The following is a 25246-nucleotide window of genomic DNA, read 5'->3' on the forward strand; positions in this document are numbered from 1 at the left end:
TTTTTCTTTTGGTCTTGGGCCGTGCCCGCCGCCCCCGGCGGCCAACCCCCAACCCCCCCCTGCGGGGGGGTAACTTGGCGGGTCCGGGGGCGGGGGTGTTGCGCCGGCCCGCTGCTCGCTTTCACGCTGTCGGTCGACGAGTTCATCATCGCCTTCTTCACCGCAGGCGCCGGTCGTGCCTCGACCACGCTGCCGATGCAGATCTACGCGATGATCCGCTTCGGCATCACGCCGGAGATCAACGCGCTGGCAACGATCGTCATGGCGGTCTCGATCACCGCGCTGACCCTGTCGCAGCGGCTCAATCGAGGGATCATTGGCCAATGAGCGACCCGCGCACGCTGCTGGCCATCGATCATGTGTCGAAGAATTTCGGCCGGGTAACCGCCGTCGACGGTATCTCGCTCGATATCCGCGAGAATGAGTTCTTCGCCCTGCTCGGCCCATCGGGCTGCGGCAAGACCACGCTGCTGCGGATGCTGGCCGGTTTCGAGACGCCCAATAGCGGCCGCATCCTGCTCGATGGCCGCGACATCGCCAGAACCCCGCCCAACAAGCGGCCGGTCAACCTGATGTTCCAGTCCTATGCGCTGTTTCCGCATATGAGCGTCAGGGCCAATGTGTCCTACGGCCTCGAAATGGAGCGTTTGCCGGCCAACGAAATCCGCTCCCGCGTCGATGCTATTCTCTCGACGACCGAACTCGTCCCTTTCGCCGATCGCAAACCGGAGCAATTGTCCGGCGGCCAGAAGCAGCGCGTTGCGCTCGCCCGGGCGCTGGTCAAGCGGCCCCGGCTGCTGCTGCTCGACGAGCCGCTCGGCGCGCTCGACAAGAAACTGCGCGGCGCCATGCAGCTGGAGTTGAAGCGCCTGCAGCACGAGGTCGGCATCACCTTCGTCATTGTCACCCACGACCAGGAAGAATCGCTTGTGATGGCTGACCGCATGGCGGTGCTGAAGGACGGAAAGCTGCTGCAATGCGACACGCCGCACGCGATCTACGAGCACCCCGCCGACCGCTTCGTCGCCGACTTCATCGGCGTGATGAATTTCGTGCCGGGCAAGGCCGCCGCCGATGGCGTTATGGCCGCCAACGGCGCGCGCATCGCCGGCAAGCTTCCCGCCACGCTCTCGTCAGGCGCTTCCGCCGTCGCGTCGGTGCGACCCGAGCGCATCCGGCTGTTCCCATCGGGTGAGACCGCCAACCGCACCACTGGCACGGTCGAGGCGCTGGCCTATCAGGGGCTCGACCTGCAACTGCATGTCCGCACGCCCTTGTCGCCAAAGCCGTTCCTGGTGCGCGTCACTGCGGACGCCGCCGACCGAAGGCCGGTTTCGTCGGGCGACCAGGTGGAACTCGGCTGGGACGCCGCCGACGTCAGAATTTTCGCAGAGTGAAGGAGAGCCTGATGGCGCAGAAGACGATCGCGGTTTTCCCCGAAGCGGCCTACGGCCCGGCGCTCAATTCCGTCGGCATCGCGCAAGCCGTCGAGGCGCGTGGCCACAAGGCCGTTTTCCTGTCCGATCCGGGCTTCGTCGACGTCTACAAGGGCTACGGTTTCGAGGCGCATCCGGTGAACCTCTCCGAACCGATGCCGCCCGAACAGATGGCCAAATTCTGGGAGGATTTCATCAACGGCCATATCCCGAACTTCCGCAAATCGCCCTATGACCAGATCGACAATTACGTGAAGGATTGCTGGACCGCGATCGTCGACAGCGCCAAATGGGCGCAGAAGGATTTGCCGCGCGTGCTGGCCGCCATCAAGCCTGACGTGATCTGCGTCGACAACGTCATCCTGTTCCCGGCGATCAAGCAGTTCGGCAAGCCGTGGGTGCGCGTCATCTCTTGCTCGGAAAACGAGATCGAGGACGAGGACATCCCCCCGCATCTGTCGGGCTGCGGCGAGAACGATCATGCCGGCCACCAGCGCTACCGCGACCATTTCAACACGGTGATCAAGCCGATCCACGACGATTTCAACGCCTTCCTCACCGCCAACGACGAGGCGCCCTATCCGATCGGCCAGTTCTTCGAAGCCTCGCCCTATCTCAATCTGCTTCTCTATCCCGAAGCGGCGAAGTTCAAGCGACGCCATCCGCTCGACCCGGCAAAATTCCAGTATCTCGAAGGCTGCGTGCGGCAGGAAAAGCCCTACACGGTGCCAGACTTCGCTGGGAACAATGACGGGCCGCTGCTCTACGTCTCGTTCGGCAGTCTCGGTGCCGGCGATGTCGACCTGTTGAAGCGCATCATCGCGACATTGGGCAAGACGCATTACCGTGCGCTGGTCAATGTCGGCGGCTACAAGGACCAGTACACCGACGTGCCGGCCAACGTCATTGTTGACAGCTGGTTCCCGCAACCTTCGGTCATCCCGCAGGTCGATGCGGTCATCCATCATGGCGGCAACAACTCGTTCACCGAATGCCTCTATTTCGGCAAGCCCGCCATCATCATGCCCTATGTCTGGGACGGCCATGACAACGCGACAAGGGTCGAGGAGACGGGCCACGGCTTCGGCATGCCGCGCTATGACTGGAACGATGCCGAGCTGATCGCCAAGATCGAAGCCTGCCTGACGGATCCGGCGATGAAAGCAAAGCTGGCGAGGACGTCGGCGCAGATGCGCGCGCAGAACGGCCCGGAGAAGGCGGCGGGGTTGTTGGAGGCGCTGCTGTGATTGAGATATCGAGCCCAGGCGCCCCCCTCTGGCCTGCCGGCCATCTCCCCCTCAAGGGTGGAGATTGGATGTCACCGAGGCTTTCGCCAATCGCCAAAGTTGTTGAAATAGCGCCACCCACGAAGCTGCCAATCTCCCCCCTTGAGGGGGAGATGTCCGGCAGGACAGAGGGGGGCCTCGTAGAGCGGCGACGGATCGGCGTTCGGCTGCATAATTGTGGAGCGCGCCCATGACCTCCTCCGCCCCGCATCTCCACCAAGCCTCCACCCGCACCGACCTCGTCGACTGGGGCGCCCAGCCGGACGCGCTTGACGGCGCGTCGCGCTCCGCCGGCAAGCTCGTGCACAAAGGCCCCAACAACCAGCCGGAATCCGGCATCTGGGTCTGCACGCCCGGGCGTTGGCGACTGGCGATCCCGCGCGATGAATTGTGCCATTTCATCGCCGGCCGCGCGACCTACCGGTCGGATGCCGGCGAAGTGATGGAAATCTCGGCTGGGACCGTGGCCATGTTCCCGGCCGGCTGGACGGGCGAATGCACCGTGCATGAGACCATGCGCAACGTCTACATGCTGGCCTGATCCTCACAGTTTGATGACATACCGGCACCGAAACACTGACCAAGGCCTTCATGGGCCGCTGAGCAACAAGGCCATTCCAGGGAAATCCATATGACGACACCGATCATGAAATCCCCGCTCGCCATGTCAGACCTCGTCGACTGGGGCGTCATCCCGACGATGATCGAGGGCGAATCCCACACTTCGGGCAAGCTGCTCTACAAGGGGCCGGAAGGCCGCTCGGAATGCGGCTTGTGGGTCTGCACGCCGGGCAAATGGCACTGCCACGTCACCCGTGACGAGTTCTGCCACTTCCTCGAAGGGCGCTGCACCTATGTTCATGAATCCGGCGAAGTGATCGAGATCGAGCCGGACACGGCGGCGTTCTTTCCGCAGGACTGGAAGGGCGTCTGCACCGTCCATGAGACCATCAAGAAGGTCTACATGATCCGCTGAGCCTTTCCGATAATTCTGCCCTGCCGGACACCTGGCGCAGCTTTCTGCGCTTCCGGTGCTCACGGACCCAAATGTCCGCTGCGCTCCGGTTCTCGAAAGCCACGCCATCTGACTCGGCAGGGCGAATTCTCAAAAAGGCTCCATACGTGGAGGAGGACGAAAATGCATTTCTCCCCTGACCGCCCGACCTTCTTCGTCAATCCGGACTACCGGCCGATGGCCGGCGCGACCAAACCGGTGATCGATCCGGCGACGCTGGAAACGGTCGGCGCCATCTCGGCACCCAGCGATAGCGAGATCGACGCAGTGCTCTCAGCAGCGACAAAGGCGCAGGCAAGCTGGAAAAAACTCGACGCCAAGAGCCGGGCAAAACACCTGCATGCCGTCGCCAACGCCATCGAGGCGGCCGACTTCACTCGCTGCGCCGAGCTGATGGTGCGCGAGATGGGCAAGCCCTATCCGGAAGCCATCGGCGAGATCGCCAACTGCGCGCCGATCTTCCGCTACTACGCCGAGATGGCACGCGACGATGCCGGCAAGATCGCCGGCACGACGCAGGCCGGTTCGTTCCAGTATGCCCGCTACGAGCCCTACGGCACCTCCGTCCACATCATGCCGTACAACTTCCCGATTCTGCTGATGTGCTGGACGGTTGCGGCTTCGCTCGCCGCCGGCAATGCCTGCGTCATCAAGCCGGCCGAGGCGACGACGCTGTCGACGCTGGACTACATGACTGTGTTCGGCTCGCTGCCCGAAGGCCTCGTCTCCTGCCTGCCCGGCGGTGCGGCAACCGCGCAGGCGCTGATCGCTTCCGACCGCACCCATGCCGTTGCCTTCACAGGCTCCGTCGCCGCCGGCAAGGCGGTTGCAATGGCCTGCGCCGAACGCATGAAGCCTTGCGTCATCGAAGCCGGCGGCAGCGACCCGCTGATCATCAGCCAGCACGCCCCGCTCGACATAGCGGCGGCCGGCAGCGTCACCGCCGCCTTCCATCTGACCGGCCAGGTCTGCACCTCGGCCGAGCGCTTCTTCGTCGTCGATGCCGTGCATGACCGCTTCGTCGAGCTGTTCGCCGAAAAGACGCGGGCGCTGCGCATCGGCAACGGCATGGACAGAAGCGAGATCGGCCCGCTGGTCAGCGAGGCCGCGAGGGCCAAGGTCATGCGCCTGGTCGACGACGCCATCGCGCACGGTGCCAAGGCCGTCGCCGGCGGCCGCGTTCCGCCCGCACACAACATCGGCTGGTTCTACGAGCCGACGATCCTGACCGGCGTCACCCCGGAGATGGCGATCGTGCGCGAGGAGTGTTTTGGGCCGGTTGCCGCGATCTGCCGGGTCAAGGATTTCGACGAGGCGATCCGGCTAGCCAATGACAGCCCGTTCGGGCTCGGCGCCTCGGTCTTCACCACCGATCTGGCCGAAGCGCATGAGGCCGCCGAGCGGCTCGAAGCCGGCATGGTCTGGGTCAACAACCCGCTGATCGACAATGACGCTCTGCCTTTCGGCGGCTGGAAGGCCTCGGGCCTCGGCCGCGAGCTCGGGCGCCAGGGACTCGACGCCTTCCGCCGCTCGAAGATGGTGATCATCGACCACAAACCGGCAATCCAGGAATGGTGGTATCCCTATCCCGACAGCTGGTTCCGCGAGGCCGGCGGCCGCAGGCACGTGTGAAGCCTGCGATGCCGCCGACCAGCGCGCGACATCGGCTTTGACGGCTGCCGACGTCTCAGCCGGCGATGCTACGGCGTCGGTTGCATTGCCGCGGCCGTCTCGTCGATCTTGCCGGCAAGGACGCCTTGGGCCCAGGCGGTGACATCTGCGTCGACGGGCTTGTTAGCCATGTCCGTCAGCGCCGCGTCGAGCGATGTATCATCGGTGCCAACCGCTGCCTCGGCAGCCGCGGCTTCGGCATCGGCGGCCGCCGCATTGTCGGCGGCAACCACGGCCTGCTGGGCTGTGACCTCGGCCTCCAGAGCCGATATCTGCCCAGGCAGGGCCGCTTGCTGTTCTGGCGTCATGGCGGCAATCTGATCGGCCGTCAGCGACGTCAGCGCATCCAGCTGCGAATTCAGCGAATCCAGCTCGGCCTGGGCGGCGGCCGCTGTAGCGGCGGCCGTGGCAGCCGCGGCCTGGGCGACCTTGGCTTTCGCGGATTGCGTCACGAAAGCCTGAATGGCAGCGAACTTCTTGCTCTTGGAGTTCATGTAGGCGTTGATGTTGCGCTGCAGCGAGTTCAGCCGGCCGAGTTTGGCATGGATGTTCTTGTCCTTGGGCACGGACGAGACCTTTGTGGTATCGACCGTGGTGTTGGTCTTTTCCGCCTTGGCTACCTGCCCCCGGGCCGAGGAGGACTTGCCGTGCGAAGCGCCGCTGTTGCCGTGGTTGCCACCATTGCCGTTACCGCCGCTATGGCCACCGCCATTGCCGCCGCCATGCCCGTTGCCGCCGGCTCCGGCGAGTGCCGGAGACGCCAGAAGCGACAATGCGGCAAGCGCCGCCAACAGGGTTTTGCGGTTTGTCATCGTGGTCTCCTCGGGATTCGCCGTGTTCGCACAACTGCTGAAGCAGCGTCCTATGAGAAACCGCTAATTCTATGGGGTAAACTTTAGACAAATGCGGTCGCAATACGCGAGCATCCGGCAAGCCGCCCGGCTAACCGGCTGATTTTAAACAGCGATCGGCGCCACCGGGGCTGCATGGCACTGAAGTCCCATGCCCGTCAGACCATAGTCCTAGCGACCGGCCAGGGGCATCGTGAAAACCGCAGGAAAGGATCGGAAAGGCGTTGAAAAGGGAACGTCGGCGGATGAAACCAGGGATCTCAACCGATGCTTTCGCCGCCGTCGATCACCAGCGCCTGACCGGTCATGAAGGAGGAACGGTCGGAGACGAGAAACAGGATCGCTTCGGCAATCTCTTCGGCTATGGCCCAGCGCCCCATCGGGATCTTGGTGCGCACGTAGTTTTCGATCGCTTCCCGTCCGCCCATCTGGGCGATGAACGGCTCGTTGAACGGCGTGTCGACCCAGCCCGGACAGAGCGCATTGACGCGCACATTGTGCTTGGCATAGTCGAGCGACATCTGCCGGGTCATCGCCACCACCGCATGTTTCGACGTCGCGTAGGCGATCATCTCGCGGTCGTAGAACACGCCCGAATTGGAGGCCGTGTTGAGGATGACGCCGCCGCTGCGTGCGACCATCGACGGCATGACCAGCCTGGCCGCGAGGAACTGGGCCCGCACATTGATCCGCCACGAGGCATCCATGCCGCCGGTCTCGACTTCGGTCAGCGTGCCGCCGACCTGGATTCCGGCGTGGTTGTGCAGGATGTCGATACGCCCATGCTTGTCGAGCGTGCCGGCAATAAGCCGCTCGACCGCCGCGTCATCCGCGACGTCGGTGGCAACCGCCTCGGCCCGCCCACCCGCTATACGGATGTCCAGCGCCGTTGCCTCGCCGGCAGAATGATCCCTGTCGGCGATGACAACCACGGCGCCTTCCCTGCCCATGATCATGGCGCCGGCGCGGCCGATGCCGGAACCAGCGCCTGTCACCACGGCGATGCGGTCTTTGAGGATCATGATGCGGCTTTCAGTTTGACGGTTTGCGCTGGCGCAATTGCCATTGGGCAAGCACCACGAGCAGCACGGAGGCGACGAGCACGATCGTCGCGATGGCATTGATTTCCGGCGTCACCCCGCGCCGGATCGACGCGAAGACATAGATCGGCAGCGTCGTCTGGGCGCCGGCGACGAAGAAGGCGACGATGAAATCGTCGAAGGAGAAGGTGAAGGCCAGAAGGAAGCCGGCAACCACCGCCGGCATGATTTGCGGCAGTACGATCGAGCGGAACGTCGTCAGCGGCGTGGCGTAGAGATCGCTCGAAGCCTCGACCAGATTGCGGTCGAGGCTGCCGAGGCGCGTGCCGACGATCATCGTCACCAGCGCCATCGAGAACAGGCCATGCGCCGCGATGATCGAACCATAGCCCAGCGACAGGCGCGGCGGCTGGTCGTCCGGCCAGATCGAGGCGAGGAACGGATTGACCACCGCGAACAGCTGGACCAGCGCAACCAGTGTCGAAATGCCGATGACGACGCCAGGAACGACGATCGCCGCACCGAGCAGCGCGTCGAACACAGCGCGGGTCCGCACCCCGACGCGCGCCAGGCCAAGGGCTGCCGCCGTGCCGAACACCGCCGCCAGCGAGGCGCTGGTGGTGGCGATGAACAGGCTGTTCTTCAGCGCCTCGACCAGGAACGGGTTTGCCAGCGCCTTGCCATACCATTGCACGGAGAAGCCGGTGAACTCGCTGGCATGATGACCGGCGTTGAAGGAGAACAGCACGACCAGCGCGATCGGCAGGTAGAGGAAGGCGAAGACGGCAATGACGAAGGCGCGCATCAGATCAGGTCCACCCGGCGGGCGCCCGAGACGCGGGTCGAGATGCGGTTGGCGGCGATCAGCACCACCACCGAAACCAGCACCAGCGTGATCGCGATCGCCGACCCGAACGGCCAGTTGCGCGACTGCAGGAACAGATCGACCAGCGCATTGCCGATGAAGAATACTTTGCCGCCGCCAAGCAGCGTCGGGATAAGATATTCGCCGAGCAGCAGGATCATCACCAGCGAGAAGCCGGTCATCACGCCCGGCAGCGACAGTTTCAGGGTTACGCCCAGGAAAGTCGAAAGCGGTGTCGCGCCGAGATCGGCGGAGGCCTCCAGCAGCCTTCGGTCGAGCCGTTCGAGGCTGACATAGATCGGCAGGATCATCAGCGGCAGATAGCCATAGACGATGCCGAGCAGGACGGCGCCTGGGGTGTTGATCAGCCTGACATCCTCGATGCCGACAAAGGCGAGCAGCGCCGGGATGCCGCGCCCGCCCAGAATGTACATCCAGGCGTAGGTCCGCATCAAAAGGCTGGTCCAGAACGGAATGACGACCAGCGCCAGCAAGATCAGCCGCCAGCGCGCCGGCGCGCGGAGGGCAAGATAATAGGCAACCGGATAGGCGACCAGCAGGCAGGCGAGCGCCCCTGCCGGCGCCAGCACCATCGTATTCCAGAAGGCGGTCGCCCGCGCCGGAAGATTGGCGTATTGCGCCAGCGTAAAGGCGGCCTGGTAGCCGCCCTCCGGTGCTCGCTCGCCGACGCTGAACACGGCGATGGCGATGAATGGCAGCACCAGAAACACCACCAGCCACGCCGTCGCCGGAGCGAGCAGCATGGCCGTCAGCAGATTTTTGCGAAGGACATTGCCACGCATTGAAAGATTCGCCCCGGTGCCGGCGGGTCTAAACCCGCCGGTCAAGTTTGTATGCGTCGGTTTGAGGCCCGCTTTGTTCAGGCCGACTTGAAGCGCGCCATCAGTTCGGCACGGCCCGGATCGGTCAGCGTTGCCGCCGCGCCGAATTCCAGCGGCGTCAGAAGGTCCGCCGCCGGATAGAGGATCGGATTGTCGAGCACCTCCTTGGGCAGCAGCTTGTTGACCCGCGCATCGGTCGAGGGCGCGCCATTGGCCAGGTGCTCCTTGACCGCGACCTGCGGGTTCATCAAATAGTTGAGCAGGGCATAGCCGGCCGGCTTGTTCGGCGCATCCTTGGGAATGGCGTAGAAGTCGGTCCAGATCTCGCCGCCTTCCTTGCCCAGCACATAGGCGATCTCGGGAATGTCGCGATGCAGCTGCGCACCGTCATTGGTCCAGCACATCGTCATCCACGCATCGCCCGCGCGCATCCCCGGCTGGTAATCCGACGAAACCGCGAACAGATGCGGCTTGACCTTGAGCAGCAATTCCTCGGCCTTGGCGAGTTCGTCGGGCTTCAGCGAATTGAATGAATAGCCGTAATATTTCAGCGCGTTGCCGATCGTGGTCAGCTGATAGTCGTGCACCATGGTGCGGCTGTCGCCTTCCGCCATGGCGGTGTCCCAGAACTCCTTCCAGCTGGTCATCGGCTTGGTCAGCTTCTTGGTATTCACGGCAAAGCCGGTGGTGCCCCAGTTCTTCGGCACGGCATAGGTCGTGCCATCGATCGTGCCTTCCCCAGTGAAGCGCGGGTCTTCCTGCGAGCCGTCGAAATTCGGCAGCTTCGCCATATCGAGTGCTTCGATGATGCCGAGCTTCTTATAGGTCGAGATCGTGTAGTTGGTCGGCACGAAAAGGCTCCAGCCCGAGGCCCCGGCCTGCAGCTTTGCCAGCATCTCCTCGTTGGAGCCGAATACGTTGACCTCGACGGCGACGCCGGTGTCCTTCTTGAAGTTCTCGAACGTCGCCGGGTCATGATAATTCGGCCAGGTTGCGATCGACATGCGGTCGCCGAGGTTTTCCGCGGCAAAGGCCGGCGTCGGCATGATGCCGATCTCGCGCGCCATCACCGCCGTCGCGATGCCGAGGCCGGTGAGGCCAAGGAAGTCGCGTCGGCCAATCGAGCCGCGCTTCAGACGCATCAGCTGGTCGACAAAGTTCTCAGGGCTTATCGGCAGTCCATCACGATATGATTTCGACATGTTTGTTTACCCTCTGGTTGGTCCCGTTATTCTTGGTCTCCGGAAACGCAAGCGGCGTCCCGGTGGCAAAGCCGATGGCGACGGGTTCACCCGGCTTGAAGAGGTTGCCGTGGCCGGTCACATGATCGGCCTTGGCGAGCAGCGTTCCGATGCCTTGAACCTCGATCGCGTACTCCGCTGTCGACCCCAGGAAGATGCGGTTGCGGACGACGCCCTTGAACGGGCCGCTTTCCGGGGCGCCGAGACTGAGCGATTCGGGGCGCAGGCTGACCGAAACGGTCTCGCCATTCCGCAAGGCGGTGCGCTTGCGCGCCACAATGACCGTGCCGTCGGCCAACGCTATGTCCACCAGCTCGCCCGAATGCCCGGCGACCTTGCCGCTCAACAGATTGGTCTTGCCGACGAAATCGGCGACGAACAGGTCGGCGGGCTCGTCATAGATCTCGCTTGGCTGCCCGAGCTGGACGATGCGGCCGCCATTCATGACGCAGACGAAGTCGCTCATCGACAGCGCTTCCTCCTGGTCGTGGGTGACCAGCACGAAGGTGATGCCGATCTCGCGCTGCAGGTTCTGCAATTCGATCTGCATGTCGGTGCGCAGCTTCTTGTCGAGCGCTGCCAGCGGCTCGTCGAGCAAAAGCACGGCCGGCTTGTTGACCAGCGCGGGCGCCAGCGCGACGCGCTGCTGCTGGCCGCCGGACAGTTCGTGGATCTTGCGCCTGTCATAGCCGGCGAGGCGCACCATTTCGAGCGCTTCGCCTGCCCTGGAGGCGATCTCGCGCGATGACAGCCGTGGCCGCGCCTGACGCAGGCCGTAGGCGACGTTGTCTTCCACATCCAGATGCGGAAACAGCGCATATTGCTGGAACACCATGTTGACCGGCCGCCTGTAAGGCGGCGTTCCGGCCATGTCCTGGCCACGAATGAACACTTGGCCTTCGCTTGGCTGTTCGAACCCGCCGATCATGCGCAGGCAGGTCGTCTTGCCGCAGCCGGACGGTCCGAGCAGCGCGACAAAGGCGGAGGGCGGCACAGCGAGATCGATGCCGCTGACCGCGGTCACCGCGCCATAGCGCTTGGTGACGCCGCGAAACTCGATGTCGGGCACTGCGGTCAAGGCTGCGGACTCCCCAGGGCAATCTCAAGACGCTACCAGAGCCAATGGCGGCTAGTATATACCTCACCGGTGGTATATCTGATCTATTTTCTCGTTTAGAGGGGTATGAATTGACCCGCAGCGATGAATACAGCCGGCTGGCCACGCTTGTCGCGGCGACGCGGGAGACGAGCGGCGATCTCTTCGGCCATGCGTTGGTCGATTGGCTGCGGCAGCATGTCGATTTCGATCACTGCGTGATCTTCGGCTATCGCGGCGCCTCACGCCCGCTATTGCTGTTCGAGACGTTCTCGCCGACGGAGAGCCACGTCTTTGTCGCCCTCTACCAGGAAGGGCCTTATCTGCTCGATCCGTTCCACCACGCGGCGGTCGAGCGAAAGGAAGGCTTTTGGCGCATGCGCGAACTCGCGCCGGACCGTTTCTACGCCAGCGAATATTTTCGTTCCTATTACAGCCAGACCAGGCTGGCCGAGGAGGTCGGCTTCTTCGTACCGCTGCCGGGCAAGGACGCACTGGTGCTGTCGCTGATGCGGCTGCGCGCTTCAGGTCCGTTCGGAACCGCCGACGCCAGGCTGCTGCGCGATATGGCGCCGGCGGTGGTCGCCTTCGCCCGCTTGCGCTGGCCTGCTCTTCCCGTCGACGAGCCGGTCGAGGCCAAGCAGGACGAGGCGTTGGCGGTCGTCAACGAGTTCGACCGCGCCCATATCTGGAAAAGCCTGTCGCTGACGCCGCGCGAAAAGCATGTCGTCGACCTGGTGCTGCAAGGGCATTCCACCGAGTCGATCGCCAGGGCCATGCGCATCGTGCCGGGAACCGTGAAGGTCCACCGCCGCAACATCTACCGCAAGCTCAAGATCAAGTCGCAGGCCGGCCTTTTCGCCCGCTTCGTCGAAATCATCGACGCGCGGATAAGATAGCTCCTCCAATCCCCGCCACCACCTGGCAAGGCGATCGCTTCTGATTCGAATTCGCCCCATCACCTTTTCCGACGGTTGACGCCGCCCCTCACCTGCCTGCCGGCATCCTCTCCCCGTATAGTGACGGGGAGAGGGGCGCTCTCATTGCCGCTTTCGCCAACCACCAGCCTCGAAAGAAGGGCGCCAAGGTTGAGGGCAGCCCCTTCTCCCCGTTACTATACGGGGAGAAGTGCCCGGCAGGGCGATGAGGGGCGGCGCCGACTTCGAAAATTGATCGTCTCAGCCACGTTGGAAACTGTCGTTGGTCTGAGGCCACGCCCCGACCGCTTGCCGATGGCGCTCGATCACGCTGTCGAGCCAGCTTCCCACGAGCCAGTCTCGGCCATCCGCCTCAGAAGCGGCGCCGGCTTGAAAACATCCTTGCCCGTCCGCTGGTGCCAATATTCGAGTCGCTCGATGATCTTGGCCGCCCCTTCGAGGCCAGCCCAGAACATCGGGCCGCCCTTGCCGACGGGAAAGCCGTAGCCGTTGACCCAGACGACATCGATATCGGATGCGCGGGCGGCAATCTTTTCCTCGAGGATCTTCGCGCCTTCGTTGATCATGGGGTAGAGCGTGCGCTCGATGATCTCCTCGGCGCCGATCGCGCGTGGTGCGATGCCCTTCTCAGCGGCCTTGTCGCGGATCAGCGCCTCGACTTGCGGGTCCGGAACCGGTGTGCGCGCGCCAGCCTCGTAGAGATAGAACCCACGGCCGGTCTTCTGGCCGAAGCGCCCTTGTTCGCACAAACTGTCGGCGATCACTGCCGTCTGGCCGCGCGCCTTGCGGTTGCGCCAGCCGATGTCGAGGCCGGCGAGGTCGCTCATCTGGAACGGCCCCATCGGCCAGCCGAAATCGGTGAACGCCTGGTCGATCCGGCTTGGCGTCGCACCTTCGAGCAGAAGCGCCTCGGATTCGGCACCACGCGCGGCCAGCATGCGGTTGCCGACGAAGCCGTGGCAGACGCCGACCACGACGGCCACCTTGCCGATCTTGCGCGCCAGGTCGACCACCGTGGCCAGCGCATCGGGCGCGGTCTTGTCGGCCCGCACTATCTCCAGCAGCTTCATGACATTGGCCGGCGAGAAGAAATGCAGGCCGAGCACATCCTGCGGCCGCGAGGTCGAGGCGGCGATTTCGTCGATGTCGAGATAGGAGGTGTTGGTGGCGAGGATCGCACCCGGCCTGGCCACCGCGTCGAGTTTGCCGAACACCTCCTTCTTGACCGCCATTTCCTCGAACACCGCCTCGACGATCAGGTCGCAATCGACCAGATCGGCATAATCGGTGGAGCCCTTGAACTGGGCGAGCCGCTGCTGCTTGCCGTCTTCGCTCAATGAACCGCGACTGACGGAGACGGCATAGTTCTTGTCGATCGTCGCCAGCCCGCGCTGCAGCGCTTCATAGCTGGTTTCCAGCAAGGTCACGGGATAGCCGCCATTGACGAAGGCCATGGCGATGCCGCCGCCCATCGGGCCGGCGCCGATGACGCCGACCCGCGCAATCCTGCGTCTGACGACATCCTTGGGGATCTTTGCCGCCTCACGTTCAGCGAAGAACAGATGCCGCTGCGCCCGCGACTGGTCGCTGGCGACGAGCTTGGCGAACAGCGCGCGCTCCATCGCCAGCGCTTCCTCGAACGGCAACGTGACGGCGTTGCGCACCGATTGTGCGCAAGCGAGCGGCGCTTCGAGCCCGCGCGCCTTCTTGGCAAGGTCCGCCGCCTCGGCGTCGAAGGCCGCCAGGTCGGTTTGCCTGAGCTCGTCATTGCGATCGCGCACCGGCGTGAAGGGACCACCCTTGCGGGCTATCTCCCGGGCGAAGTTCACGGCATGCGCGGTCAGATCGCCGTCGAAGACAGCATCGACCAGGCCTGCTCCATGCGCCTCGGCCGCACTGATCGGCGAACCGGAAACGATCATCCTGAGCGCTTTCACCGCGCCGACAAGGCGCGGCAGCCGCACCGTGCCGCCGCCGCCCGGCAACAGGCCGAGCTTCACCTCGGGAAGGCCGAGCCTGGCGCCGGCATCGGCAACGCGGAAATGGCAGCCGAGCGCCAGTTCCAGCCCGCCGCCGAGCGCGGTGCCGTGAATGGCGGCGACGGTCGGCTTGGCGATGGTCTCCAGCATGGCCACGATGGCACGCAGGTCGGGCTGCTGTACAGGTTTGCCGAATTCGGTGATATCGGCACCGGCGACAAAGGTCCGTCCGGCGCAAGCGATGACGATGGCCGCGACCGAAACATCGTCGCGCAACGAGACCACCGCCTGCATCAGCGGCTCGCGGACATGAAAACTCAGCGCGTTGACCGGCGGATTGTCGATGGTGACGATGGCGACATCGCCGTCCCGGCTGAGCTTCAGGAAATCGGACACGCAAAACCTCCCAGCAATGGCGAACGGCTTGCGGCCGCGCGAACGGGATTTACAGCGCCATGACGCGGATGGGAACCGGATGCCGGCCTGGCATAATGATTACCGGTCTTGAAGTGCCTGGTGCTGTCCCGCCAGCGCCAGCCCTTTCGCCATCACACCTAGCGCAGCGGCTTCTGTCCACCCGCGGCCGTGATCACCCCGACGATGATCAGCCCGGTCAACAGCAGCCGCACGCCGGCGCTGACGCCGAACGTGTTGAGCATGGTCAAGAGCAGCACCAGGAACAGCGCCGCGCCCCAGACGCCGGGCACGTTGGCCTTGCCGCCGGCCACCGACGTGCCGCCGATGACGACGACGGCGATCGAGGCCAGCAGGTACTCGTTGCCGATGTCGACGTTTGCGCCGCGGAAATAGCCTGCGAGCAGCGCCCCGTCGATGCCGCCGAGCGCGCCCGACAGCGTGTAGGTGAGGAAACGGATGCGGCCGACATTGACGCCGGCCAGCCACGCGGCCCGGATGTTCTGGCCGATCGCCAGCACCGAGCGGCCATAGATCATCCGTTGCAGCGCGATCGCGGCGCCGATGGTGAACAGCACTGTGAGGATCGCCAGCACCGGGATGCCCAGAACCTGCCGGTTGGCGAAATCGGCGAAGCCCGGCGGCGGCTTGATCTGCAGCCCGCGCCCATAGCTGATGTCGATGGACTGGATGATGAAGCTGGCCGACAAGGTGGCGATGATCGGCGGAATGCGCAGCGCCCAGATCAGCAGATAGTTGGCGACGCCGATCGCGGCACCCGTAGCGAGCGCCGCCAGCAGCCCGACCGCGATCATCGAGTCATTGCCGTCCATCACCTTCATGGCGACGGCGCTGGCAAGGCCGATATTGGCCGGCAACGACAGGTCGACATTGCCGGGGCCGAGCGTGATGACGAACATCTGCCCGACGCCGACAATGACCGTGAACACCGCCAGCGACAGCGCTGCCGTGACCATGCCGCCGCCGCCATAGCCGCCGGTGAAGGCGATGGTCGCCAGCCACACCAGAAGCGCGCCGAGGAATGACCAGATCCAGGGCCTGCCGAGCAGGGTCTTCACCAACACCACTGGCTCACCTCTCCCTGCGGCTGATCAGCACCCGCGCGGCAAGCACGATGATCAGGATGGCGCCATTGGCGGCCACCTGCCAGTCGGGCGGAATGTGCATGAAGGTGAGCAGCGGCGACGCGGCCAGCGCCAGCGTCAGCGCGCCGATCACCGCGCCGATCGGCGACACCCGGCCGCCGACGAATTCGCCGCCGCCCAGAATGACGCCGGCGATCGAAAGCAGCGTGTAGCCGTTGCCTATGTTGGCGTCGGCCGAGGTGGTGATGCCGATCAGCGCCATGCCGGACAGCACGCCGAACAGGCCGGCCAGCGAAAACAGCACGATCTTGGTCTTGAGCAGCGACCAGCCGGCGCGGCCGAGCGCCGCCGGATTGCCGCCGGAGCCGCGCAGGATCACGCCATAGGAGGTGCGCATCAGTCCGAAATGAACGACAAGGCCGATCAGCAACGCTGCAATGATCGGAAACGGAACGAGAGGCGGTTTGAACGCCATGAACGCCAGCAGCCAGTCCGGCGCCTTGCCGCCCGGTTTGGGCAGCACGAGAATAGCCAGCCCCTGCCACACAAAACTCATGCCGAGCGTCACCACGATCGACGGCAGGTTGCGCAGGTGGATCAGCGCGCCGAGCAGCGCATAGACGCCGATCGACCCGAGCAGGATGGCGACGCCGATGACCGGCGCGTCCTTCAGCCATGTCGCGGTGACGCAGCCGACGAAACCGACAAAGGTGCCGATCGACAGGTCGAGCTCATTGCCCGATATGACGAACATCTGCGCGATTGTCGCCAGGGCGATCGGGATCGCCAGGTTGAGCATCAGGCTGAAGCCGAAATAGCTGATGGCGCGCGGGTTGAGCCAGGCGATGGCGAGCAGCACCAGCGCCAGCGACAAAGCCGGCAGCAGCCCGCGCAGCAGGCGGGCACGCGCCAGCGCGCCGCGCTCGGCGGAGGTCTTGGCGGTGGTGTCGATGCTGGCGGCCGTCATCTCAGGCCGCATCGCCGAAGGAGGATTGGATGATCTTCTCTTCGGTCAGTTCGTCGCGACGCAGATTGGCGACGATACGGCCGTTCTTGAAGACGTAGATGTGGTCGCAATTGTCGAGCTCTTCGGTTTCCGTGGTGTACCAAAGGAAGGTGCGGCCTTGCCGAGCCTCCTTGCGCACGAGCTCGTAGACCTCGAGCTTGGTGCCGATATCGACGCCGCGCATCGGATCGTCCATCAGCACGATCTGCGCATCCGAGCCTAGCGCGCGGGCAAACAACGCCTTCTGCTGGTTGCCGCCCGACAGCGAAAAGATGTTGTTGTTCATGTCGGGCGTGCGGATGCCGATCTTCTTTTGCCAGAACTGCGCAAGCTCAGCCTCGCGCTGCGGCGAAATCAGCAGGCCGTTGCGCAAACGCGCCAGCGAGCGGATGCCGATATTCTCGGCGATCGACCACTGCGGAAAGATGCCGTCCGCCTGCCGGTCGCCGGCGACCAGCGCCACCGGCGCGGTCACTTGGATGCCGGCCTTGGCGCGCGACGCAGCGCGGAAGATCGCCAGCAGCAGGTCGGTCTGGCCATGGCCGGCCAGGCCGGCAAGGCCGATGATCTCGCCGGCGCAAGCGACAAGGTCGGCGCCGTCCTTCTGCGCGGCAGGCCGCGCCCGAACCCGCAGCGGGCTGGCGCCGGGTTTGGCCGTAGCGGCTTGCGCCGCGATCTTCTGGCGTGCTTCCGCCCCACCCATCGCCGTCACCAGCCGGTCGCGGTCGAAGGCACTGGCCGCATCGGCGACAACCACCTTGCCATCGCGCATCACCACGATGCGGTCGGCGTTCCGCAGCACTTCGCCCAGCACATGCGAAATCAGGATGCAGCTTTTGCCGCTGGCGACGAAGCGGCGCACGAAAGCCAGCAACTGGCCGGCCGTATGCGCGTCGAGCGACGATGTCGGCTCGTCGAGGATGACGAGGTCGAGCCGGTCCTGGGTGACGGTGAAGGCGCGCGCAACCTCGACCATCTGGCGCCGGCCGATCGAGAGATCGCCGACGATGTCCGCCGCCGAGATGCTGTGGCCCGGAAAGATCTCGTCGAGCTTGGCGGCGATCAGCTCGGCGGCCTTGCGCCGCCAGCCGAAGCCGCGCAGCGAAGCGTGATTGATGCGCGTGTTCTCGGCGACGCTGAGATTGGGGCACAGCGACAATTCCTGGAAAACGCAACGTATGCCGAGTTGCTGCGCCCGCGACACCGAGTAGTTCTCCTCGGCCTCGCCATGCACGCCGACCGTGCCGCTGTCGGGCGCCAGCGTGCCCGCCACCATGTGCATGAGCGTCGATTTGCCGGCGCCGTTATGGCCGACGAGGCCGACGCATTCCCCAGGCCCGACACGGAAATCCACGCCGCCAAGCGCGCGAACGGCGCCGAAATGTTTTTCGGCGCCGTTCAGTCTGATGATGTCGGCATTCCCTTCAGCCATGCTCAACGATATCCGCTCACGGTAGGAACGCCAACGCCATGCTACTTGATGTTGGCCTTGATGGCCGCGATGGCGTCTTCCTGGCTGTATTCGTGCGTGGCGACCCCGCCTTCCTTGATTTTCGGCAGGGCAGCCTCGAAATTGTCCTGGGTGAAGGCCAGATACGGCACCAGCAGGTCGTGCGGAATGTCCTTGCGGCCGTCGAGCACCTGTTGCGCCACCCAGAAGGCCAGCGACGACACGCCGGGCGCGATCGAGGCCGACCAGGTCTGATAGCCGTCCTTGTCCTTCTGCTCCTTCCACCACTTCAGCTCGTCCTGGCGGTTGCCCATGATGATGGTCGGGCGCGGCTTGCCGGCTGCGGCGAAGGCCTGCGCCGCGCCGTAGCCGTCACCGCCCTGGTCGACGATGCCGACGATGTCGGGCAGCGACGGCAGGATGGTCGCGACCGCCTTCTGCGCCGTGGTCTGGTCCCAGTCGCCGGTCACCGAGCCGACGATCTTGAACTCGGGGTGGGCGGCAACGCCTTCGAGAATGCCGGCATGGATGGCGTCGTCGATCGACGTGCCGGCCAGCCCGCGGATTTCCAGCAGATTGCCGCCCTTGGGCTGGAATTTGGCCATCTGCTCGACTTCCTGCTTGCCCATGTCCTTGAAGTCGACGACGACGCGGTAGGCGCAAGGCTCGGTGACGATGCCGTCGAAGGAAACGACGACGATGCCGGCGTCGCAGGCCTGCTTGATGGCGCCGTTGAGCGCGTCCGGCGAAGCGGCATTGATGACGATGGCGTCATAGCCTTGCAGGATCAGGTTCTGCACCTGCGCGGCCTGCGTCGGGACTTCCTTGTCGGCGGTGGTGAAGACGTCGGCCGCGGCGACGATCTTGTCGTCGACCGCCTTCTTGGTGACGATGCCATAGCTGTCGAGCATGGCCTGCCGCCACGAATTGCCGGCGTAATTGTTGGAGAACGCGATCTTCTTGCCGCTGGTGTCGGCAAGTGCCGTGCCCGAGGCGAGCATCGCGCAGAGGGCTCCTAAAACGAACAGTTTCTTCATGTCATACTCCTCCCAAGAGTTGCTGGTCGTGCTGCTTGCTGATGAAACTTGGTCCTGGCTTCCTGTTTTTTATCTATTGTCGGACAAATGCAGAAGGCTGGCAGCCTGTCAACTGGCAATCCGTGCAAGCCCAGGGGCTCAGAACCCGGGTCGACAAAGGCCTGGCGACAGTCCGGCTGTACCGGCTGCCTTTTCAGGATAGGAATTTTTTCTTGACAGGGTGAGTGCAGCTATGGTAGATATTCCTCCATGGTGCTGAGTTGCGCCACGGACCCGCCGCACAGGCGGGTTTTTCCGTCCAATGCTCCATCAACAGCGCGCCGGCGAAAGCTCCGAAGGAACCCGTTACCCCGGGTTGTCCCGCGTAAGAGCCTGCCGATCAACTTGCAGTGCAACGATTGAAATAGCTTTGGTTGATGGGCTAGGCATGCATGCAGGAGACCGAAGCATGGCAGCGACGCCGATTGTTCCCCCGGGCGCACCGGGCATTCCGGCGCGCTGGACGTCAAGTGCCAAGAGCGGCGAGACCGCCGATGTCTGGAAGGTCGAGCGCTGGACCTATGTCACCGCCACGGCAATCAGCAAGACGGCAGGCGTCGAGGGCTACTACGTCCGCATCGCCCCACCGGACAGCGCCGACGCCGGCTCGCCGAAGGACGGCTATGTCCCGATCAAGAACCGGCCGCCCGGCGACACGGACCAGCCCGCCGAGGCGCCTGCCGATGCACGCTGATCTTCACTTTTTTCTGGCCCGCAACCGGCGATTGGGAGAATGTCGACTTCTCCGTCGTGTCAGGCGATCGGGATAGCCAGTAGGTCCATCCTCGACTAACCCAGAAAATCTCAAGGAAACAGGGACGAAACCATGCAGATCGGAATGATGGGACTGGGCCGGATGGGCGCCAACATGGTCCGGCGCCTGATGCGCGACGGCCACCAATGCGTGGTGTACGACATCAATCCCGCCAGCGTCGCGGCGCTGGTGACCGACGGCGCGTCCGGGGCGGCGTCGATGGAGGAATTCGTCGGCAAGCTCGCCAAGCCGCGCTGCGTCTGGCTGATGCTGCCGGCCGCGATCACCGGCAAGATCGTCGACCAGGTGGCGGCGCTGATGGAGCCGGGCGACATCGTGATCGACGGCGGCAATTCCTACTATCACGACGACGTCGACCGGGCGGCAAAACTGGCGGCCAAAGGCATCAGCTATGTCGATGTCGGCACCAGCGGCGGCGTCTGGGGCCTCGATCGCGGCTACTGCCTGATGATCGGTGGGCCCGACGATGCCGTCAAGCACCTCGATTCGATCTTCGCCACGCTGGCGCCTGGCGCCGATGCCGGCGCAGCCTCGCCCGACAAGGCCGCCGGCACCGCTGCCTTCGGCTATCTGCATTGCGGTCCGAGCGGCGCCGGCCACTTCGTCAAGATGGTCCACAACGGCATCGAATACGGCGTCATGGCCGCGTATGCCGAGGGCATGAACATTCTCAAGGCCGGCAATGCCGGCAAGGTCAAACGCACCGCCGATGCCGAGACCAGTCCATTGCAGAACCCCGAATACTATCAGTTCGACATCGACCTCGCCGAGGTCGCCGAGGTCTGGCGCCATGGCAGCGTCATCGGCTCCTGGCTGCTCGATCTGACCGCCGGTGCGCTCAAGTCGGATCCTTCGCTGGCGAATTTCGGCGGCCGGGTCTCGGATTCCGGCGAAGGCCGCTGGACGCTGAAGGCGGCGATCGACACCGGCGTGCCGGCGCCGGTTCTGTCCTCCGCCCTGTTCGACCGCTTCTCCTCGCAAGGCGAATCCGAATTCGCCGACAAGCTGCTCTCGGCGATGCGCTACGCCTTCGGCGGCCATCTCGAAAAGCCGAAGGCCGGCTCATGACGGCGGCAAGGGAGACACGCCAATGAGCCAGGAACGGTCCGACACGCTGGTGCTCTTCGGGGCGACCGGCGACCTCGCCCATAAGAAAATATTCCCGGCACTTTACCAGATGGTCGCCAAGGGAACGCTCACCGAACCGGTGATCGGCGTCGCCTTCGATGCCTGGGACCTCAAGCAATTGCAGGCGCGTGCCCGCGACGGCATCGTCAACGCGCTCGGCAAGATCGACGAGGAGGTCTTCGCCAAGCTTGCCTCCCTGCTGCGCTATGTCAGCGGCGATTATCGCGATCCGGCCACCTTCGAGAAGCTGAAGAGCACTCTCGGCAGCGCCCAGCGGCCGCTGCACTACATGGCGGTGCCGCCGACCATGTTCGAGACCGTCGTCCAGGGACTTGAGCAATCGGGCACCGCGCACGGCGCGCGGCTGATGGTGGAAAAACCCTTCGGCCACGATTTGCAATCGGCACGCTGGCTGAACCGGGTGCTGCACCTGGTGTTCGACGAACAATCGATCTTCCGCATCGACCATTATCTCGGCAAGGAAGCGATCCAGAACCTGCTCTATTTCCGCTTCGCCAATTCCTTGCTCGAACCGATCTGGAACCGCAATTTCGTCGAAAGCGTGCAGATTACCATGGCCGAGGATTTCGGCATCGAAGGACGTGGCCGCTTCTATGACGATGTCGGCTGCATCAGGGACGTCATCGAGAACCATCTGCTCAACATTCTCTTGCTGCTCGCCATGGAGCCGCCTGTCGGCCGCTCCGCCGACGATCTGATCGACGAGAAGGTACAGGTGCTCAGGGCGATCCGCACCTTGACGAAAGACGATGTCGTGCGCGGCCAGTTCGCCGGCTATCTCACCGAGCCCGGCGTGGCGCCGAACTCGCCGGTCGAGACCTTCGCGGCGGTGCGCTTCTCCGTCGATACCTGGCGCTGGCAGGACGTGCCGTTCTTCATCCGCGCCGGCAAGAACATGCCGGTGCATGTCACCGAGGTGGTGGTGCGCCTGAAGCGGCCGCCGCTCGACGTCTTCGACCCGATCAAGCCCGCCGACCAGAACTATGTCCGCTTCCGCATCGACCCGCAGGTGATGATCGCCATCGGCGCCCAACGCAAGGCGCCGGGCGACGACATGATCGGCGAGCAGGTGGAACTGACGGCACTCGACGACAGCAAGGGCGACATGCCGCCCTATGAGCGGCTGATCGGCGACGCCATGAACGGCAATGGACAGCTCTTCACCAGGCAGGATGCAGCCGAGCTTGCCTGGCGCATCGTCGGCCCGGTGCTTGGCGACACCACGCCACCGCACCTTTACGAGCCGGGGACATGGGGGCCGGCGGACGCCATGGCCGGCTTCGGGCCGCCCAATGGCTGGATCGACCCGGTGGCGTGAGTGGAGGTGACGCAATGGCCAAGTCGGTGAAGCAAGCAGCGTCGGGCACCGACAAGGTCGTGCTTTCGATCGACATTGGCGGCTCGCATGTCAAGATCCTCAGCAGCGCCGGCGGCGCGGAGCGCAGCGCCGATTCCGGGCCCGGCCTGACGCCGCAGCAGATGACCGACACCGTGAAGAAGCTCGCCGAGGGCCTGTCCTTCGACGTCATCTCCATGGGTTACCCCGGCCCGGTGCACCACAACAGGCCGCTGCTCGACCCCGCCAATCTCGGCAAGGGCTGGGCCGGTTTCGATTTCGCCGCAGTTCGGCAAGCCGGTCAAGGTGGTCAACGATGCGCTGATGCAGGCCATCGGCAGCTACGAGGGCGGGCGCATGCTGTTCCTCGGCCTGGGAACCGGGCTGGGTGCGGCGATGATCGTCGACAATGTCGCCCAGCCGATGGAACTCGCCCACCTTCCCTATAAGAACGGCAAGAGTTTCGAGGATTATGTTGGCGAACGCGGCCTTGAAAAACGCGGCAAGAAGAAATGGCGCAAATATGTTTTCGACGTCGTCGAACGGTTGCGCGCCGCCATGCAGCCCGACTACGTCGTCATTGGCGGCGGCAATGTCGACAAGCTCGACACCTTGCCGGCCGATTCCAGGCGCGGCGATAACACGCGTGCGTTCGAAGGCGGATTTCGTCTGTGGCGAGACAAGGCCTTGATCGTCTGAATTGTTACAGTTTAGTATAGTTGTTCAAAATAACGTGTGACGCCGCGCTGAATGATTGCCTTGCGCAGATTTGCCGACTAGGAATTCGCCATACTACAAAACGACGCGGCCCCCGAGGGCTACGCGAAAGACGCTTCAGCATTTGAGTTTGCGCATCGACCCTTCGAAAACGATCCCGATTTTCGAAGCGGTGCGCCATAGACGGAGGACATAGATTGACAGACGACAGCAACCCCGCTCGCAAAGACATCGACCTTCTCGAACTAACCGCCCATATCGTGTCCGCTTACGTCGAAAAGAACCGCTTGCCCGTCTCGGGCCTGCCGGACCTCATCGCCAGCGTCAGCGCCTCGATCAGCGGGCTCGGCAAGCCGGCCGCGCCGGTGAGCGTACCGCAGGTTCCCGCGGTCAATCCCAAGAAATCGGTGACGCCGGATTTCATCATCTGCCTCGAGGACGGCAAGAAGTTCAAATCGCTGAAGCGCCATCTCGGCGTGCATTTCGGCCTGACGCCCGACGCCTATCGGGCCAAATGGGGTTTGCCGTCTGACTATCCGATGGTTGCTCCCAACTACGCAGCCTCGCGCTCGGAGCTGGCGAAGTCTATCGGTCTCGGCCGCAAGGCCGCCCCGAAGCCAGCCGTCAAGGGCAGGAAGGCCAAGGTTTCGGCCTGAGCCCGTTCGGCGCTCAATCAATGGATCGATTGGAGCCTGCCGGCGAATTCGCCTGGCAGGCTTCATGCTTTTTATGGCTGGAGCAATTCCCGGAAGCGATTTCCTTCCGGAATTGCGCAATAACAAATCCGCGCGGGCGATCTGGGGGAAGGCATGAACTACGCAAGAATGGTGATCGAGAAAGAGGCGCCGGAGGAATACGGCTACGACCGCATCCGCTACAATCTCTCCGAAAGCTCGATCGCCGACCAGAAGCTGTCCGACATCGGCCTGTCGCTGCCCGATCTGACGCTGTTCTACGGCGAGCACCGCGGCGACAAGGAATTGCGCGCGCTGATCGCGGCGCAGGATGCCGGCGTCACGCCGGATGATGTGCTGGTCACCGCTGGTGCCGCCGGCGCGCTGTTCATCGTCTCGACCTCGCTTTTGTCGGCCAGCGATCATCTGGTCGTCATCAGGCCCAACTACGCCACCAACATCGAAACCCCACGGGCGATCGGCTGCGCCATCAGCTTTGTCGATCTGGCCTTCGAGGAAGACTTCGCCATCGATGTCGAGCGCGTCAAGGCGGCGATGCGCCCGAACACCAGGCTGATCAGCGTCACCTGTCCGCACAACCCGACCGGTACGATGATGAGCCGGGCCGGGCTCGACGCGCTGGTCGCTCTTGCCGAGAGCACGAACTGCCATTTGCTGGTCGACGAGACCTATCGCGATCTCTCCTATGGCAGGCGCCTGCCGACGGCGGCCTCGCTGAGCACGAAGGCGATCAGCGTCTCCTCGCTGTCCAAGGCCTTCGGTATTCCCGGCATCCGCATCGGCTGGCTGGTCACCAGGGATGCCACCCTTCAAGAGACGTTCCTTGCCGCCAAGGAGCAGATCGGCATTTGCGGCAGCGTCATCGACGAGGGCATAGCGCGCGGCATGCTCGAGCGCCGGGATGCGTTCCTGGCGACACTGCTGCCCGAAATGGCAAAGCGCCGCGACATCGTCCAGGCATGGATCGATCGCGAGCCGCTGGCCGACTGGGTGCGGCCTGAAGGCGGCGTCGTCGGCTTCCCGCGCCTCAACGTCGATGCCGGCTTCGATCTCGACCGGTTCTACCGGAACCTGCTGGAAAACCATGGCACCTATGTAGGACCCGGCCACTGGTTCGAAATGCCGAAGCGCTTCTTCCGTGTCGGCTTCGGCTGGCCCACGGAAGCCGAATTGAGGGGCGGCCTCGACGCCATATCGGCGGCGCTGAGGCAGTAAATTTCCGTGCGGCCTTCCCCGCAAGTCGAAAATTCCTTGATCCGGCA

Annotated in this window: 22 protein-coding genes and 2 pseudogenes; 13 read left to right on the forward strand and 11 right to left on the reverse strand. The window is 64.2% G+C overall.

Annotated features, from left to right (window positions below):
• The 6 genes from NKI49_RS16285 to NKI49_RS16310 form a co-directional block, all read left to right on the forward strand.
• The coding region (locus tag NKI49_RS16285) for an ABC transporter permease (protein ID WP_502908780.1) at nt 1–327 on the forward strand (327 nt) is incomplete at its 5' end.
• A complete protein-coding gene (locus tag NKI49_RS16290; protein WP_352602834.1) occupies nt 324–1397 on the forward strand; it encodes an ABC transporter ATP-binding protein in 1074 nt (357 codons plus the stop codon). The genes NKI49_RS16285 and NKI49_RS16290, both read left to right, overlap by 4 nt.
• A gap of 11 nt (nt 1398–1408) precedes the next feature.
• Nucleotides 1409–2683, forward strand: a complete 1275-nt coding sequence (locus NKI49_RS16295) for a nucleotide disphospho-sugar-binding domain-containing protein (RefSeq protein ID WP_352602836.1) — start codon at nt 1409–1411, stop codon at nt 2681–2683.
• 229 nt (nt 2684–2912) lie between these two features.
• Nucleotides 2913–3263, forward strand: a complete 351-nt coding sequence (locus tag NKI49_RS16300) for a cupin domain-containing protein (RefSeq protein WP_352602838.1) — start codon at nt 2913–2915, stop codon at nt 3261–3263.
• Between the two features lie 90 nt (nt 3264–3353).
• Nucleotides 3354–3698, forward strand: coding sequence for a cupin domain-containing protein (locus NKI49_RS16305; protein WP_352602840.1), 345 nt, complete (start codon nt 3354–3356; stop codon nt 3696–3698).
• Between the two features lie 162 nt (nt 3699–3860).
• The gene (locus tag NKI49_RS16310) at nt 3861–5369 is read left to right on the forward strand and encodes an aldehyde dehydrogenase family protein (RefSeq protein ID WP_352602842.1); all 1509 of its coding nucleotides are present in this window, start codon (nt 3861–3863) and stop codon (nt 5367–5369) included.
• A gap of 68 nt (nt 5370–5437) precedes the next feature.
• On the opposite strand, the gene NKI49_RS16315 is transcribed toward NKI49_RS16310, so the two are convergent.
• The 6 genes from NKI49_RS16315 to NKI49_RS16340 all read right to left on the reverse strand — a co-directional run bounded on the left by NKI49_RS16315 (nt 5438) and on the right by NKI49_RS16340 (nt 11325).
• Nucleotides 5438–6220: a hypothetical protein gene (locus tag NKI49_RS16315; protein WP_352602844.1), complete on the reverse strand. Its 783-nt coding sequence runs from the start codon at nt 6218–6220 to the stop codon at nt 5438–5440.
• Between the two features lie 299 nt (nt 6221–6519).
• Nucleotides 6520–7281: an SDR family NAD(P)-dependent oxidoreductase gene (locus NKI49_RS16320; RefSeq protein WP_352602846.1), complete on the reverse strand. Its 762-nt coding sequence runs from the start codon at nt 7279–7281 to the stop codon at nt 6520–6522.
• Nucleotides 7282–7291: 10 nt separating this feature from the next.
• A complete protein-coding gene (locus tag NKI49_RS16325; RefSeq protein ID WP_352602848.1) occupies nt 7292–8104 on the reverse strand; it encodes an ABC transporter permease in 813 nt (270 codons plus the stop codon).
• Nucleotides 8104–8967 (reverse strand): ABC transporter permease, encoded by an 864-nt coding sequence (locus NKI49_RS16330; protein WP_352602850.1) that lies wholly within the window; start codon nt 8965–8967, stop codon nt 8104–8106. Before NKI49_RS16330 ends, NKI49_RS16325 begins: the two co-directional genes overlap by 1 nt.
• 77 nt (nt 8968–9044) lie before the next feature.
• Nucleotides 9045–10208: an ABC transporter substrate-binding protein gene (locus NKI49_RS16335; RefSeq protein WP_352602852.1), complete on the reverse strand. Its 1164-nt coding sequence runs from the start codon at nt 10206–10208 to the stop codon at nt 9045–9047.
• A complete protein-coding gene (locus NKI49_RS16340) occupies nt 10189–11325 on the reverse strand; it encodes an ABC transporter ATP-binding protein (RefSeq protein ID WP_352602854.1) in 1137 nt (378 codons plus the stop codon). The genes NKI49_RS16335 and NKI49_RS16340 overlap by 20 nt, the downstream gene beginning before the upstream one ends.
• A 110-nt stretch (nt 11326–11435) precedes the next feature.
• On the opposite strand from NKI49_RS16340, the gene NKI49_RS16345 reads away from it, so the two are divergent.
• Entirely contained in the window at nt 11436–12242 is an 807-nt protein-coding gene (locus tag NKI49_RS16345; protein ID WP_352602856.1) for a helix-turn-helix transcriptional regulator, read from the forward strand.
• A 344-nt stretch (nt 12243–12586) separates the two neighbouring features.
• Here the strand turns inward: NKI49_RS16345 and NKI49_RS16350 are convergent, their stop codons facing one another.
• The 5 genes from NKI49_RS16350 to NKI49_RS16370 all read right to left on the reverse strand — a co-directional run bounded on the left by NKI49_RS16350 (nt 12587) and on the right by NKI49_RS16370 (nt 19273).
• A complete protein-coding gene (locus NKI49_RS16350) occupies nt 12587–14656 on the reverse strand; it encodes a 3-hydroxyacyl-CoA dehydrogenase NAD-binding domain-containing protein (RefSeq protein ID WP_352602858.1) in 2070 nt (689 codons plus the stop codon).
• Nucleotides 14657–14814: 158 nt separating this feature from the next.
• The gene (locus NKI49_RS16355) at nt 14815–15762 is read right to left on the reverse strand and encodes an ABC transporter permease (protein WP_027025641.1); all 948 of its coding nucleotides are present in this window, start codon (nt 15760–15762) and stop codon (nt 14815–14817) included.
• A 4-nt stretch (nt 15763–15766) separates the two neighbouring features.
• Nucleotides 15767–16747: an ABC transporter permease gene (locus NKI49_RS16360; RefSeq protein WP_352602860.1), complete on the reverse strand. Its 981-nt coding sequence runs from the start codon at nt 16745–16747 to the stop codon at nt 15767–15769.
• 1 nt (nt 16748) lies between these two features.
• Complete coding sequence (locus tag NKI49_RS16365; protein WP_352602862.1) at nt 16749–18218, reverse strand: sugar ABC transporter ATP-binding protein; 1470 nt, start codon at nt 18216–18218, stop codon at nt 16749–16751.
• Between the two features lie 41 nt (nt 18219–18259).
• Nucleotides 18260–19273: an ABC transporter substrate-binding protein gene (locus NKI49_RS16370; protein WP_352602864.1), complete on the reverse strand. Its 1014-nt coding sequence runs from the start codon at nt 19271–19273 to the stop codon at nt 18260–18262.
• Nucleotides 19274–19796: 523 nt separating this feature from the next.
• Here NKI49_RS16370 and NKI49_RS16375 point away from each other — a divergent pair.
• The 6 genes and pseudogenes from NKI49_RS16375 to NKI49_RS16400 all read left to right on the forward strand — a co-directional run.
• Nucleotides 19797–19985, forward strand: a pseudogene (locus NKI49_RS16375) (hypothetical protein); the annotation flags it as partial.
• A 153-nt stretch (nt 19986–20138) separates the two neighbouring features.
• Nucleotides 20139–21155 carry a phosphogluconate dehydrogenase (NAD(+)-dependent, decarboxylating) gene (gene gnd / locus NKI49_RS16380; protein WP_352602866.1) on the forward strand — a complete coding sequence of 339 codons (1017 nt, stop codon included), beginning with the start codon at nt 20139–20141 and terminating at the stop codon, nt 21153–21155.
• Between the two features lie 22 nt (nt 21156–21177).
• Entirely contained in the window at nt 21178–22554 is a 1377-nt protein-coding gene (gene zwf, locus NKI49_RS16385) for a glucose-6-phosphate dehydrogenase (RefSeq protein ID WP_352602868.1), read from the forward strand.
• Nucleotides 22555–22568: 14 nt separating this feature from the next.
• Nucleotides 22569–23271: pseudogene (locus tag NKI49_RS16390) on the forward strand (ROK family protein).
• A 215-nt stretch (nt 23272–23486) separates the two neighbouring features.
• The gene (locus NKI49_RS16395) at nt 23487–23945 is read left to right on the forward strand and encodes a Ros/MucR family transcriptional regulator (protein WP_352602870.1); all 459 of its coding nucleotides are present in this window, start codon (nt 23487–23489) and stop codon (nt 23943–23945) included.
• Nucleotides 23946–24098: 153 nt separating this feature from the next.
• A complete protein-coding gene (locus NKI49_RS16400; RefSeq protein ID WP_352602872.1) occupies nt 24099–25199 on the forward strand; it encodes an aminotransferase class I/II-fold pyridoxal phosphate-dependent enzyme in 1101 nt (366 codons plus the stop codon).
• Nucleotides 25200–25246 lie beyond the last annotated feature (47 nt).

The organism is Mesorhizobium sp. M0587, assembly GCF_040320945.1.
Lineage (GTDB): Bacteria > Pseudomonadota > Alphaproteobacteria > Rhizobiales > Rhizobiaceae > Mesorhizobium.